We start from the raw sequence: 14478 nt of genomic DNA, 5'->3' as shown, positions 1-14478 counted from the left end.
ATGGCAGAGAAAGGGAAGAATGGCCTACAGCAAAATTCGCCAACCTAAATTATCCGATGTGATTGAGCAGCAGTTGGAGTTTCTTATCCTTGAGGGAACTTTGCGTCCCGGCGAAAAACTCCCACCCGAACGCGAACTGGCGCGTCAGTTTGACGTTTCTCGTCCTTCCCTGCGCGAGGCCATACAGCGTCTCGAAGCGAAAGGATTACTGCTTCGTCGACAGGGCGGTGGCACTTTTGTCCAAAACAGCCTCTGGCAGAGCTTGAGCGACCCGCTTGTAGAACTGCTGTCTGACCATCCTGAATCCCAGTTTGACCTGCTTGAAACCCGCCATGCACTGGAAGGGATCGCCGCCTATTACGCCGCCTTGCGCGGTACTGACGAAGATCTCAAACGCATTGGCGATTGCCATGTTGCCATCGAGCGGGCACAGGAGTCCGGCGATCTGGATGCCGAATCCGATGCCGTTATGCAGTATCAAATTGCAGTGACTGAAGCCGCACATAACGTTGTGCTACTACACTTGTTGCGCTGCATGTCACCAATGCTCGAACAAAACGTTCGTCAGAATTTTGAATTGCTCTACGCGCGTCGCGAAATGCTGGCGCAAGTGAGCAGCCATCGCGCCAGCATTTTTGCGGCGATTATGGCTCGCCAGCCGGAGCAGGCGCGTGAAGCGTCGCATCGTCACCTGGCATTTATTGAGGAAATATTGCTGGATCGCAGTCGCGAACAGAGCCGTCGTGAACGTTCTCTGCGGCGCTTACAGCAACGAAAGGAATAGAGCCAGATTTCGGGCTCGCAAGCGCCAAATTTAGAGCGCGGCAACTAAACGCAGAACCTGTCTTATTGTGTTTTTTCAAGGAAAGCACAATGGGACAGGTTCCAGATAATCAACGTATTAGACACAGATAAGGAATACCACCCATGTCAGAACGTTTCCCAAATGACGTGGATCCGATCGAAACTCGCGACTGGCAACAGGCGATCGAATCGGTCATCCGTGAAGAAGGTGTTGAGCGTGCTCAGTATCTCATCGACCAGCTCTTGTCCGAAGCCCGCAAAGGCGGCGTTAAAGTGGCGGCTGGCACAGGTGCAGGCAACTACGTAAACACTATTGCCGTTGAAGATGAGCCGGAATACCCGGGCAATCTGGAGCTGGAGCGCCGCATTCGTTCTGCTATCCGCTGGAATGCCATCATGACCGTGCTGCGTGCGTCTAAAAAAGACCTCGAGCTGGGCGGCCACATGGCGTCTTTCCAGTCTTCTGCAACCGTTTATGATGTGTGCTTCAACCACTTCTTCCGTGCTCGCACTGAAAAAGATGGCGGCGATCTGGTTTACTTCCAGGGCCACATCTCTCCTGGCGTGTACGCGCGTGCTTTCCTGGAAGGCCGTCTGACCGAAGAGCAGATGAATAACTTCCGTCAGGAAGTTCACGGCAACGGACTTTCTTCTTATCCGCACCCGAAATTGATGCCTGAATTCTGGCAGTTCCCAACCGTATCTATGGGTCTGGGTCCGATCGGTGCGATTTATCAGGCTAAATTCCAGAAATACCTGGAACACCGTGGTCTGAAAGACACCTCCGCTCAGCGCGTTTACGCGTTCCTGGGCGACGGCGAGATGGATGAGCCAGAATCTAAAGGCGCAATCACCATCGCTACCCGTGAAAAACTCGATAACCTGTGCTTCATCATCAACTGCAACCTGCAGCGTCTGGATGGCCCGGTAACCGGTAACGGCAAAATCGTTAACGAACTGGAAGGCATCTTCGCGGGTGCTGGCTGGAACGTTATCAAAGTGATGTGGGGTTCCCGTTGGGATGAACTGCTGCGTAAAGACACCAGCGGTAAACTGATTCAGTTGATGAACGAAACCGTTGACGGCGACTATCAGACCTTCAAATCCAAAAACGGCGCATACGTGCGTGAGCACTTCTTCGGTAAATACCCGGAAACTGCTGCCCTGGTTGCCGACTGGTCTGACGATCAGATTTGGGCCCTGAACCGCGGTGGTCACGATCCGAAGAAAGTTTACGCTGCACTGAAAAAAGCGCAGGAAACCAAAGGCAAAGCAACCGTAATCCTCGCTCATACCGTTAAAGGCTATGGCATGGGTGACACCGCCGAAGGTAAAAACATCGCCCACCAGGTTAAGAAAATGAACATGGACGGCGTGCGCTATGTCCGTGACCGTTTCAACGTGCCTGTTGCTGATGCAGACCTCGAAAAACTGCCGTACGTTAAGTTCGAAGAAGGCAGCGAAGAGTATAACTACCTGCACGGTCAGCGTCAGAAGCTGAACGGCTACCTGCCTTCTCGTCTGCCTAAGTTTACTGAGAAACTTGAGCTGCCTAAGCTTGAAGATTTCAGCCAGTTGCTCGAAGAGCAGAACAAAGAAATCTCCACTACTATCGCTTTCGTTCGTGCTCTGAACGTGATGCTGAAGAACCCGTCTATTAAAGACCGTCTGGTTCCAATCATCGCTGATGAAGCGCGTACCTTCGGTATGGAAGGTCTGTTCCGTCAGATTGGTATTTACAGCCCGAACGGCCAGCAGTACACCCCGCAGGACCGTGAGCAGGTTGCTTACTACAAAGAAGACGAGAAAGGTCAGATCCTGCAGGAAGGCATCAACGAACTGGGCGCAGGTTCATCATGGCTGGCGGCTGCTACCTCTTATAGCACCAACAATCTGCCGATGATCCCGTTCTACATCTACTATTCCATGTTCGGTTTCCAGCGTATCGGCGATCTGTGCTGGGCTGCAGGTGACCAGCAGGCACGCGGCTTCCTGGTAGGCGGGACTTCCGGCCGTACTACGCTGAACGGCGAAGGTTTGCAGCACGAAGATGGCCACAGCCATATTCAGTCTCTGACTATCCCTAACTGTATCTCTTACGACCCGGCTTACGCTTACGAAGTGGCTGTCATCATGCATGATGGTCTGGTGCGTATGTACGGTGAAGCGCAAGAGAACATTTACTACTACATCACCACGCTGAACGAAAACTACCACATGCCTGCGATGCCGCAGGGTGCGGAAGAAGGTATCCGTAAAGGTATCTACAAGCTGGAAACCGTAGAAGGCAGCAAAGGTAAAGTTCAGTTGATGGGCTCCGGTTCTATCCTGCGTCACGTGCGTGAAGCGGCTCAGATCCTGGCGAAAGACTATGGCGTGGGCTCTGACGTATTCAGCGTAACTTCCTTCACCGAGCTGGCTCGTGACGGCCAGGACTGTGAGCGCTGGAACATGCTGCACCCAACTGAAGAACCGCGTGTGCCTTACGTTGCTCAGGTTCTGAGCGATGCACCTGCTGTGGCATCTACTGATTATATGAAACTGTTCGCTGAGCAGATCCGTAACTTCATCCCGGCAAGCGACTACCGCGTACTGGGTACTGATGGCTTCGGTCGTTCAGACAGCCGCGAAAACCTGCGTCACCATTTCGAAGTTGACTCTTCCTATGTGGTAGTGGCCGCGCTGGGCGAACTGGCTAAACGTGGTGAAATCGATAAGAAAGTGGTGGCTGAAGCCATCGCTAAATTCAATATCGATGCAGATAAAGTCAACCCGCGTCTGGCGTAAGAGGTAAAAGAATAATGGCTATCGAAATCAATGTACCGGACATCGGGGCTGATGAAGTTGAAATCACCGAGATCCTGGTCAAAGTGGGCGACAAAGTTGAAGCTGAACAGTCGCTGATCACCGTAGAAGGCGACAAGGCCTCTATGGAAGTTCCGTCTCCTCAGGCTGGCGTTGTTAAAGAGATCAAAGTCTCCGTTGGCGACAAAACTGAGACCGGCAAACTGATTATGATTTTCGATTCCGCCGAAGGTGCAGCCGCCGCTGCGCCTGCTCAGGCAGAAGAGAAGAAAGAAGCAGCACCTGCCGCGGCTCCAGCCGCCGCGAGCGCGAAAGAAGTGAACGTGCCGGACATCGGCGGTGACGAAGTTGAAGTTACCGAGATCATGGTTAAAGTGGGCGACAAAGTCGAAGCAGAGCAGTCTCTGATCACCGTTGAAGGTGACAAAGCTTCTATGGAAGTCCCTGCGCCGTTCGCAGGTGTTGTAAAAGAAATCAAAATCAGCACCGGCGACAAAGTGTCTACCGGCTCTCTGATTATGGTCTTCGAAGTTGCGGGTGCTGCGCCGGCTGCTTCTGAAACTAAAGCTGAAGCCGCTCCAGCCGCTGCTGCACCGGCTGCATCCGGCTCTAAAGAAGTGAACGTGCCGGATATCGGCGGTGACGAAGTAGAAGTCACGGAAGTGATGGTGAAAGTCGGCGATAAAGTTGCCGCTGAGCAGTCGCTGATCACCGTTGAGGGCGACAAAGCTTCTATGGAAGTTCCGGCGCCGTTCGCAGGCACCGTGAAAGAAATCAAAATCAGCACCGGCGATAAAGTCTCTACCGGCTCTCTGATTATGGTCTTCGAAGTTGAAGGCGCAGCGCCTGCTCCGGCGGCAGCTAAGCAAGAAGCAGCGGCCCCGGCTCCTGCGGCGAAAGCTGAAAAACCAGCAAGCGCGCCAGCTGCGGCTTCCGGCAAAACTGAGTTCGCTGAAAACGACGCATACGTCCATGCAACTCCGCTGATTCGCCGCCTGGCGCGCGAGTTCGGTGTGAACCTGGCGAAAGTAAAAGGAACAGGCCGTAAAGGCCGTATCCTGCGCGAAGACGTTCAGGCTTATGTGAAAGACGCTGTTAAGCGTGCTGAAACTGCTCCAACTGCAAGTGCGGGCGGCGGTCTGCCGGGCATGCTGCCATGGCCGAAAGTTGATTTCAGCAAGTTCGGCGAAATCGAAGAAGTTGAACTGGGCCGCATTCAGAAAATCTCTGGTGCCAACCTGAGCCGTAACTGGGTGATGATCCCGCACGTTACGCACTTCGACAAAACCGATATCACCGATCTGGAAGCGTTCCGCAAACAGCAGAACGAAGAAGCCGCTAAACGCAAGCTGGACGTGAAGTTCACCCCAGTGGTGTTCATCATGAAAGCCGTTGCGGCAGCGCTCGAGCAGATGCCGCGTTTCAACAGCTCCCTGTCCGAAGACGGCCAGAAGCTGACGCTGAAAAAATACATCAATATCGGTGTTGCGGTAGATACGCCAAACGGCCTGGTCGTTCCGGTGTTCAAGGATGTGAACAAGAAGAGCATCACTGAACTGTCCCGCGAGCTGATGGCTATCTCCAAAAAAGCGCGTGACGGCAAGCTGACCGCAGGCGAAATGCAGGGCGGTTGCTTCACCATCTCAAGCCTGGGCGGTATCGGGACGACTCACTTCGCGCCAATCGTTAACGCGCCTGAAGTGGCTATCCTGGGCGTTTCCAAGTCTGCGATGGAACCTGTCTGGAACGGTAAAGAGTTCACGCCGCGCCTGATGATGCCAATGTCGCTCTCCTTCGACCACCGCGTGATTGACGGTGCTGACGGTGCTCGCTTCATCACCATCATCAACAACATGCTGGCTGATATTCGCCGTCTGGTGATGTAATCGAAAAAGCCGGCCGGTCGGCCGGCTTTTTTCTGATAATCTCATGATGCTGTTTGAGATTAGCGGCTGCATAACATAAATCGTTTGCCGTTTGTTGTTTCAAATTTGTTAACAATTTTGTAAACTGCGGGCGGATAGAACGTCCCGGTGGATGATGGGCGTTAAGACATAAAAATGACGTCAGACCCGCCGGAAATAAATTAAGAGGTCATGATGAGTACTGAAATCAAAACTCAGGTCGTGGTACTTGGGGCAGGCCCGGCAGGTTACTCTGCTGCCTTCCGTTGCGCTGATTTAGGTCTGGAGACCGTAATTGTTGAGCGTTACAGCACCCTCGGTGGTGTCTGCCTGAACGTTGGCTGTATCCCTTCTAAAGCCCTGCTGCACGTTGCTAAAGTTATCGAAGAAGCAAAAGCTTTGGCTGAGCACGGCATCGTTTTCGGCGAACCGAAAACCGACATCGACAAAATCCGTACCTGGAAAGAAAAGGTTATCAACCAGTTGACTGGTGGCCTGTCCGGTATGGCGAAAGGTCGTAAAGTCAAAGTTGTTAACGGTCTGGGTAAATTTACCGGCGCTAACACCCTGGTTGTTGAAGGCGAAAATGGCCCGACTACCATCAACTTTGATAACGCTATTATCGCGGCGGGTTCCCGTCCGATTCAGTTGCCGTTCATTCCGCACGAAGACCCACGCGTATGGGATTCCACCGACGCGCTGGAGCTGAAATCCGTACCAAAACGTATGCTGGTTATGGGCGGCGGTATTATCGGTCTGGAAATGGGCACCGTGTACCATGCGCTGGGTTCAGAGATTGACGTGGTTGAAATGTTCGACCAGGTTATCCCGGCCGCTGACAAAGACGTGGTGAAAGTCTTCACCAAGCGCATCAGCAAACAGTTCAACCTGATGCTGGAAACCAAAGTGACCGCTGTTGAAGCCAAAGAAGACGGCATCTACGTCACGATGGAAGGTAAAAAAGCGCCGGCAGAACCACAGCGTTATGACGCGGTGCTGGTGGCTATCGGCCGCGTACCTAACGGTAAACTGCTGGATGCGGGCGCGGCGGGCGTTGAAGTTGATGACCGTGGCTTTATCCGTACCGATAAGCAGATGCGCACCAATGTGCCGCACATCTACGCTATCGGCGACATCGTTGGTCAGCCGATGCTGGCTCACAAAGGTGTCCACGAAGGCCACGTTGCCGCGGAAGTTATCGCCGGCATGAAGCACTACTTCGATCCGAAAGTTATCCCATCCATCGCTTATACCGAACCAGAAGTTGCATGGGTTGGTCTGACCGAGAAAGAAGCGAAAGAAAAAGGCATCAGCTATGAAACCGCCACCTTCCCGTGGGCTGCTTCTGGCCGTGCTATCGCTTCCGACTGCGCGGACGGTATGACCAAACTGATTTTCGACAAAGAAACTCACCGTGTTATCGGCGGCGCGATTGTCGGCACCAACGGCGGCGAGCTGCTGGGCGAAATCGGTCTGGCTATCGAAATGGGTTGTGACGCTGAAGATATCGCGCTCACCATCCACGCGCACCCGACTCTGCATGAATCTGTGGGGCTGGCGGCAGAAATCTTCGAAGGCAGCATCACCGACCTGCCAAACGCGAAAGCGAAGAAAAAGTAACTTTCCGAGTTTGACGAAACGGCCCTGCGGGGCCGTTTTTTGTTTTTTTGTAGGTCGGACAAGCTTGCGCAAAACAAATCGCCGCCGAAAGGCGGTTTTTTTGCTCTCAAAGGACATATCGAAAAGTAATCTTTCGCCTTTAACGATTCAGCAAAAATATAATGTTGCTTTTTTGTAAACGGATTAACACCCCCCGGAAATCCTGCTATGCTGCCCGACGCGGTATCGGGCATTTACCCTACAAACTGCTGTCTCACAGGAGCGTGAAGAGATTAGCCTGGTGGCGCCATATGACAATGAGAGCGAGGAGAACCGTCGTGCTAGAAGAATACCGTAAGCACGTAGCTGAACGTGCCGCCGAGGGGATTGTTGCAAAACCATTAGATGCAACCCAAATGGCCGCACTGGTTGAGCTGCTGAAGAATCCGCCTGCTGGCGAAGAAGAATTCCTGTTAGATCTGATTACCAATCGTGTTCCGCCAGGCGTTGATGAAGCCGCCTACGTTAAAGCCGGTTTTCTTGCAGCGCTCGCCAAAGGCGACGCTATCTCCCCATTAATCTCCCCTGAAAAAGCGGTTGAGCTGCTTGGCACCATGCAGGGCGGCTATAATATTCATCCGCTGATTGACGCGCTGGATAACGAAACGCTGGCCGCTATCGCTGCTAAAGCGCTGTCCCATACGCTGCTGATGTTCGATAACTTCTATGATGTGGAAGAGAAAGCGAAAGCGGGCAACATCCATGCGCAAAAGGTTCTGAAATCCTGGGCCGACGCCGAGTGGTTCCTGTCTCGTCCGAAATTGGCCGAAAAAATCACCGTTACCGTCTTTAAAGTGACCGGCGAAACCAACACCGATGACCTGTCGCCAGCACCGGACGCCTGGTCGCGCCCGGATATCCCTCTGCACGCCCTGGCGATGCTGAAAAACGCCCGCGAAGGCATTGAGCCGGACCTGCCTGGAAGCGTTGGCCCAATCAAACAAATCGAAGCCCTGAACAAAAAAGGTTTCCCACTGGCTTACGTCGGTGACGTCGTAGGTACCGGTTCGTCCCGTAAATCCGCGACTAACTCCGTGCTGTGGTTCATGGGTGACGACATTCCTAACGTGCCGAATAAGCGCGGCGGCGGTGTGGTGCTCGGCGGTAAAATTGCGCCAATCTTCTTTAACACTATGGAAGATGCTGGTGCGCTGCCAATCGAAGTGGACGTGAACAACCTGAATATGGGCGATGTTATCGACATTTATCCGTATAAAGGCGAAGTGCGTAAACACGAAACTAACGAGCTGATTGCAAGCTTCGAGCTGAAAACTGACGTGCTGCTGGACGAAGTTCGTGCCGGCGGCCGTATTCCGCTGATCATCGGTCGTGGCCTGACGACCAAAGCGCGTGAAGCCCTGAATCTGCCGCACAGCGAAGTCTTCGTTCAGGCGAAAGATGTGGCTGAAAGCACCCGTGGCTTCTCGCTGGCACAGAAAATGGTTGGCCGTGCCTGTGGCGTTGAGGGTATTCGCCCGAACCAGTACTGCGAACCCAAAATGACTTCCGTCGGTTCTCAGGATACTACCGGTCCAATGACTCGCGATGAACTGAAAGACCTGGCATGCCTGGGCTTCTCCGCGGATCTGGTGATGCAGTCCTTCTGCCATACGGCGGCTTATCCTAAGCCTGTGGATGTCACCACTCACCACACGCTGCCGGACTTCATCATGAACCGTGGCGGCGTATCGCTGCGTCCGGGCGACGGCGTTATTCACTCCTGGCTGAACCGTATGCTGCTGCCGGACACCGTAGGTACGGGTGGTGACTCCCATACTCGTTTCCCCATCGGCATTTCCTTCCCGGCGGGTTCCGGTCTGGTCGCTTTTGCGGCGGCAACCGGTGTAATGCCGCTGGATATGCCTGAATCAGTGCTGGTGCGCTTCAAGGGTAAAATGCAGCCGGGCATCACTCTGCGCGATTTGGTTCATGCCATTCCTCTGTATGCCATCAAACAAGGCTTGCTGACCGTTGAGAAGAAAGGGAAGAAAAACATCTTCTCTGGCCGCATCCTGGAAATCGAAGGTCTGCCGACGCTGAAAGTTGAGCAGGCGTTTGAGCTGACCGATGCGTCCGCAGAACGCTCTGCGGCAGGCTGTACCATCAAGCTGGATCGCGAGCCGATCGAAGAGTACCTGAACTCCAACATCGTGCTGCTGAAGTGGATGATTGCTGAAGGCTATGGCGATCGTCGTACACTTGAGCGCCGTATCCAGGGCATGGAGAAATGGCTGGCCGATCCGCAACTGCTGGAAGCTGATGCTGACGCAGAATATGCGGCCGTGATTGACATCGATCTGAACGATATCAAAGAGCCAATTCTTTGCGCGCCAAACGATCCGGACGATGCGCGTCTGCTGTCTGATGTTCAGGGCGAGAAAATCGATGAAGTGTTTATCGGCTCCTGCATGACCAACATTGGTCACTTCCGTGCCGCCGGTAAGCTGCTGGATAGCCACCAGGGCCAGTTGCCGACTCGCCTGTGGGTTGCGCCGCCAACGCGAATGGATGCCGCACAGCTCACCGAAGAAGGCTATTACAGCGTCTTTGGTAAGAGCGGAGCGCGTATTGAAATTCCGGGCTGTTCACTGTGTATGGGTAACCAGGCGCGTGTAGCTGACGGCGCGACGGTAGTTTCAACGTCCACCCGTAACTTCCCGAACCGCCTGGGGACCGGAGCTAACGTCTTCCTGGCTTCTGCGGAACTTGCCGCCGTAGCTTCGCTGTTGGGCAAACTGCCAACGCCGGACGAATACCAGACCTTTATGACGCAGGTTGATAAGACCGCGGTAGATACCTACCGTTATCTGAACTTTGATCAGCTTTCTCAGTACACCGAAAAAGCCGACGGCGTTATTTTCCAGACCGCAGTGTAATTTATCTGCAGTCTGCGATAAGGGAGGCTTCGGTCTCCCTTTTTATTTGCCTGAGGTGTTCCGCCACGCTGTTTTTAACCCACTTTGCTGCGATAATTACTTTATACGCGAAGGGGGGCTGGTTTTCCCTCGCAGTGCTGAGGAAAACACCATGGAATATGAATTTTTGCGCGATGTCACCGGACGGGTATTGGTGCGTATGTCGATGGGGCACGAAGTCGTGGGCCATTGGTTTAACGAAGAAGTAAAAGATAATCTGGCCTTGCTCGATGAAGTTGAGCAGGCGGCGCACTCGGTAAAGGGCAGCGAGCGTCAGTGGCAACGCACCGGGCACGAATATACTCTCTGGCTCGACGGTGAAGAGGTGATTATCCGCGCCAATCAACTGGAAATTTCCGGTGATGAGATAGAAGAAGGAATGAGCTACTACGACGAAGAAAGCCTGTCATTTTGCGGCGTGGAAGATTTTCTGCAGGTGGTAAATGCTTACCGGGAGTTTGTGAACCACCGCTAGCGGTTATTTGTAGGGCGGGCGCGCAAAGCGCTACCCGCCACAATCGCATCAGATGTGTGGGATATTGCGTCCGTAATAAATCTCGCGCATCTCTTTCCAGAGCAAATCCGTAATCGTTCTGCGTTCCTCTTCGCTCAAATCTTCCGGGCGGGTGTGGAACATGTAATGCTTAAGATCGAACTCTTTAAGTAACATCTTGGTATGGAAGATGTTCTCCTGATAAACGTTGACGTCCACCATGTCATACAGCGCTTTCATATCGTCAGACATAAAGTTCTGAATCGAATTAATTTCATGGTCGATAAAGTGTTTCATACCGTGCACGTCGCGGGTAAAGCCGCGCACGCGATAATCAACGGTGACAATATCGGATTCCAGTTGGTGGATGAGGTAATTCAGCGCTTTTAGCGGTGAGATAACGCCGCAGGTTGATACTTCTATGTCGGCCCTGAAAGTACACAGTCCGCCCTCCGGGTGGCTTTCCGGATAGGTGTGTACGCAAATATGGCTTTTATCAAGGTGGGCGACAATAGCGTCCGGCAGCGGGCCTGGATGTTCAGAAGTGTCGATGCTTTGCGGATCGACAGGCTCTTCGCTGACCAGAATAGTCACGCTCGCACCCTGCGGTTCGTAGTCCTGGCGGGCGATATTCAAAATATTCGCGCCAATAATGGAGCAGGTCTCGCTGAGGATCTCCGTCAGACGGTTCGCGTTATACAGCTCATCAATATACGCAATATAACCATCACGCTCGTCGGCGGTTTTGGCATAGCAAATATCGTAGATACAAAAACTCAGGCTTTTCGTCAGGTTGTTAAAGCCGTGTAGTTTCAGCTTTTTCAATTTTTATCACCTCCTTAGGATGACTGGCTGGCCAGCGCATCTTGCAAATACTGCGGCAAAGCGAACGCCGCCGTGTGGATTGCCGGGTTGTAATAGCGGCAGCTAATACCGGCTTTGTGGAAACGAGCCTGGATGGTCTCAGGACTGAGGTGGCGCAGCGCGGGATTATCCGTCGCCCACGCAAAGGTCATGATGCCGCCGAAATAGGTAGGTATCGCCGCCTGGTAAAAGCTCACATCGGCAAAGTAGTGGCTCAGCTTGCGGTGGCTGTCGATGGCTTCATCCTGCTGCAGGAAGCAAACGCCGTTTTGCGCCACAAAAATCCCGCCGGGATTCAGGCAGCGTTTGCAGCCTTCGTAAAACGCGGAGGTAAACAGACTTTCGCCCGGCCCGATTGGGTCGGTACAGTCGGAAATAATCACGTCAAACGTTTGCGCTGTCTGGTTAACAAAGTTGACGCCGTCGTCAATCACCAGATTAAAACGCGGATCGTCGTAGCTGCCGGCATTGTGGTTCGGCAGGTACTGACGACAAAACGACACGACGCCCGCATCGATTTCCACCATGGTGATGCTTTCGACGCTTTTGTGACGTGTGACTTCACGCAGCATCGCGCCATCGCCACCGCCGATAATCAGCACGTGTTTCGCCTGGCCATGCGCCAGCAGAGGAACGTGGGTCATCATTTCATGATAAATAAATTCATCGCGTTCGGTGGTTTGCACTACGCCATCTAACGCCATCACGCGCCCGAAAGCGGCGTTTTCGAAGATAACCAGATCCTGGTGTTCCGTCTTCTCGTGATACAGCACATTGTCGATGGTAAAGTACTGGCCAAAATTTTCATGCAGCGTTTCGCGCCACACTTTTTTATCGGTCATAGGCTTATACCTCTTCGTTAACACCCTTGAAAAATAGGCGCAACATAATAGCCAACAATAGCCGTCTGTGCACGGCTATTGTTTCAACAGAGGTTTGGGGAAGGCGGGTTACTTAACGTAGGCGAGCAGGCTTAAAGAGTCACGGGCCAACGATTTACACTTATTTGCCGTCGGGATGGCGATGCCGCTCAGATCGCGGTAGCTGTCCTCACCCAATGCCTTCATGTTGAAGCTATCGTAGTTGCTTAAATCCCACTGGTTTTGCTGAGCAAAAAAGACCAGCGCGCGACGAATCTGTCCGTTAGGGAGGTTTTGGTAGCCGCAATCATTTTTCAAAAACACAAACACCGCAGTCAGATCGGCCATATCTTCTGCTTCGGATTCGCTAAGCGCTTGACTGCTGGAGGAAAAGGCCAGCAAAACACCCAACATTAACGCCCTAACTCCCATCTTCATCACGTCTACCACTTTTTATCAGATGCGAAACGTTATCACAGTTAATTGGACCACGACGAGATTTATTATCTGCCGCAAACTTGACCTTCCCGTTAGGGAAAGGTTTATGCTCACAGGCACGCCTGCTGACTTAAAGGAATTGAATATGCATCGTCGTGATTTCCTGAAATATTCCGCCGCTGTTGGCGCGTTTAGCGCATTGCCGCTCTGGAGCCGTGCGGCACTGGCGGCGGATCGCCCCGTTTTACCTGTCCCTGATTTACTCGCCCCGGATGCTAAAAATAGCATTCGCTTAACCGTCCAGTCCGGCAAGACCGCCTTTGGCGCAAAATCTACCGCCACCTGGGGATACAACGGCAATCTGCTTGGCCCAGCCTTGCAACTGACCCAGGGCGAAGCTGTTACCGTAGATATTTATAATAGCCTGGCTGAAGAAACTACGGTGCACTGGCATGGCCTGGAAGTCCCGGGCGAGGTTGACGGCGGCCCGCAGGGCGTGATCGCTGCAGGGGAGAAGCGCAGCGTAACTTTCACCCCGCAGCAACGCGCGGCGACCTGCTGGTTCCATCCTCATCAGCACGGTAAAACCGGACATCAGGTCGCGATGGGGCTTGCGGGTCTGGTGTTGATTGAAGATACCGAAAGCCGTCAGCTAATGTTGCCAAAGCAGTGGGGCATCGACGATGTTCCGCTGATTATTCAGGACAAACGTTTTTCCGCCGATGGCCAGATTGATTACAAGCTGGATGTAATGAGCGCCGCGGTGGGCTGGTTTGGTGACACGCTGTTGTGCAACGGCGCGCGCTACCCGCAGCATGCTAATCCACGCGGCTGGCTGCGTCTGCGTTTACTGAACGGCTGTAACGCCCGAACCTTAAACATCGCCGCCAGCGACAATCGTCCTTTGTATGTGATTGCCAGCGACGGCGGCCTGCTGGCCGAGCCGGTGAAAGTTACCGAACTGCCGATGCTAATGGGCGAGCGTTTTGAAGTGCTGGTGGATACCCGGGACGGTAAACCCTTTGATATCGTCACGCTGCCCGTCAAACAAATGGGTATGACCGTCGCCCCGTTTGATAAACCGGTGCCGGTCACACGCATTCAGCCGCTGCGTATCGCCGCTTCCGGAACGCTACCGGATAAGCTGGTTGAAATGCCTCCATTACCTCCTCTGGAAGGGCTGACCGAGCGCTGGTTGCAGCTAATGATGGACCCGATGCTCGATATGATGGGCATGCAGGCGCTGGCGGACAAATACGGCGAGCAGGCCATGGCGGGCATGAGCATGGCCGGGCATGGCAACATGGGCGGAATGAATCACGGCGCGATGGGGCATGGTCAGGGAGGTCACGGATTCGACTTCCACAACGCCAACAAGATAAACGGCAAGGCTTTCGATATGAATGCGCCCGCTTTTGCAGCCGTTAAGGGAAAATATGAGAAATGGACGATCTCAGGCGAAGGCGACATGATGCTGCATCCGTTTCACATTCACGGCACGCAGTTCCGCATTCTGAGCGAAAACGGCCAGCCGGTCGCGGCACACCGTCAGGGCTGGAAAGATACCGTACATGTTGAAGGCGGGCGCAGCGAGGTGTTGGTGCGTTTCAATAACGCAGCTTCCAAAGAGCATGCCTATATGGCGCACTGTCATCTGCTTGAGCACGAAGATACCGGCATGATGCTTGGATTTACCGTGGCGTAAAAAAATGCCCGCACCATAAGGCGAGGGCATT

Annotated in this window: 10 protein-coding genes; 7 read left to right on the top strand and 3 right to left on the bottom strand. The window is 53.4% G+C overall.

Going from position 1 to position 14478, the window contains the following annotated elements; translation table 11 throughout:
• Positions 1 to 19 precede the first annotated feature (19 nt).
• From pdhR to yacL, 6 genes are all read left to right on the top strand, one after another.
• Complete coding sequence (pdhR, locus tag MUA00_RS03865; protein ID WP_271121871.1) at positions 20 to 784, top strand: pyruvate dehydrogenase complex transcriptional repressor PdhR; 765 nt, start codon at positions 20 to 22, stop codon at positions 782 to 784.
• 143 nt (positions 785 to 927) lie between these two features.
• On the top strand, positions 928 to 3591 hold the full coding sequence (gene aceE, locus MUA00_RS03860) for a pyruvate dehydrogenase (acetyl-transferring), homodimeric type (RefSeq protein WP_271121872.1): 2664 nt from the start codon (positions 928 to 930) through the stop codon (positions 3589 to 3591).
• A 14-nt stretch (positions 3592 to 3605) separates the two neighbouring features.
• Positions 3606 to 5495: a pyruvate dehydrogenase complex dihydrolipoyllysine-residue acetyltransferase gene (gene aceF / locus MUA00_RS03855; RefSeq protein WP_271121873.1), complete on the top strand. Its 1890-nt coding sequence runs from the start codon at positions 3606 to 3608 to the stop codon at positions 5493 to 5495.
• A 213-nt stretch (positions 5496 to 5708) separates the two neighbouring features.
• Positions 5709 to 7133 (top strand): dihydrolipoyl dehydrogenase, encoded by a 1425-nt coding sequence (gene lpdA / locus MUA00_RS03850; RefSeq protein WP_271121874.1) that lies wholly within the window; start codon positions 5709 to 5711, stop codon positions 7131 to 7133.
• A 317-nt stretch (positions 7134 to 7450) separates the two neighbouring features.
• Positions 7451 to 10048 (top strand): bifunctional aconitate hydratase 2/2-methylisocitrate dehydratase, encoded by a 2598-nt coding sequence (acnB, locus tag MUA00_RS03845; RefSeq protein ID WP_271121875.1) that lies wholly within the window; start codon positions 7451 to 7453, stop codon positions 10046 to 10048.
• A 151-nt stretch (positions 10049 to 10199) separates the two neighbouring features.
• A complete protein-coding gene (gene yacL, locus MUA00_RS03840; RefSeq protein WP_271121876.1) occupies positions 10200 to 10562 on the top strand; it encodes a protein YacL in 363 nt (120 codons plus the stop codon).
• 48 nt (positions 10563 to 10610) lie between these two features.
• On the opposite strand, the gene speD is transcribed toward yacL, so the two are convergent.
• From speD to MUA00_RS03825, 3 genes are all read right to left on the bottom strand, one after another.
• Positions 10611 to 11405, bottom strand: coding sequence for an adenosylmethionine decarboxylase (gene speD / locus MUA00_RS03835; protein WP_271121877.1), 795 nt, complete (start codon positions 11403 to 11405; stop codon positions 10611 to 10613).
• A 14-nt stretch (positions 11406 to 11419) separates the two neighbouring features.
• Positions 11420 to 12286 (bottom strand): polyamine aminopropyltransferase, encoded by an 867-nt coding sequence (gene speE, locus MUA00_RS03830; protein ID WP_271121878.1) that lies wholly within the window; start codon positions 12284 to 12286, stop codon positions 11420 to 11422.
• 108 nt (positions 12287 to 12394) lie between these two features.
• On the bottom strand, positions 12395 to 12742 hold the full coding sequence (locus tag MUA00_RS03825; protein ID WP_271121879.1) for a YacC family pilotin-like protein: 348 nt from the start codon (positions 12740 to 12742) through the stop codon (positions 12395 to 12397).
• A gap of 145 nt (positions 12743 to 12887) precedes the next feature.
• Here MUA00_RS03825 and cueO point away from each other — a divergent pair, with 145 nt between their 5' ends.
• Complete coding sequence (gene cueO / locus MUA00_RS03820) at positions 12888 to 14447, top strand: multicopper oxidase CueO (protein ID WP_271121880.1); 1560 nt, start codon at positions 12888 to 12890, stop codon at positions 14445 to 14447.
• The last annotated feature ends 31 nt before the right edge of the window (positions 14448 to 14478 follow it).

The sequence above is a fragment of the Dryocola boscaweniae genome (assembly GCF_025215095.1).
In the GTDB taxonomy this organism is placed as follows: Bacteria; Pseudomonadota; Gammaproteobacteria; order Enterobacterales; family Enterobacteriaceae; genus Dryocola; species Dryocola boscaweniae.
Note: the sequence above shows the minus strand (reverse complement) of the source record. Positions and strands in the feature narration are given on the sequence as shown.

Bases quoted from the DNA above. Each gene is read 5' to 3' on its own strand.
- pdhR (WP_271121871.1), top strand. From the start codon at position 20: ATGGCCTACAGCAAAATTCGCCAACCTAAATTATCCGATGTGATTGAG.
- aceE (WP_271121872.1), top strand. From the start codon at position 928: ATGTCAGAACGTTTCCCAAATGACGTGGATCCGATCGAAACTCGCGAC.
- aceF (WP_271121873.1), top strand. From the start codon at position 3,606: ATGGCTATCGAAATCAATGTACCGGACATCGGGGCTGATGAAGTTGAA.
- lpdA (WP_271121874.1), top strand. From the start codon at position 5,709: ATGAGTACTGAAATCAAAACTCAGGTCGTGGTACTTGGGGCAGGCCCG.
- yacL (WP_271121876.1), top strand. From the start codon at position 10,200: ATGGAATATGAATTTTTGCGCGATGTCACCGGACGGGTATTGGTGCGT.
- speE (WP_271121878.1), bottom strand. From the start codon at position 12,286: ATGACCGATAAAAAAGTGTGGCGCGAAACGCTGCATGAAAATTTTGGC.
- MUA00_RS03825 (WP_271121879.1), bottom strand. From the start codon at position 12,742: ATGAAGATGGGAGTTAGGGCGTTAATGTTGGGTGTTTTGCTGGCCTTT.
- cueO (WP_271121880.1), top strand. From the start codon at position 12,888: ATGCATCGTCGTGATTTCCTGAAATATTCCGCCGCTGTTGGCGCGTTT.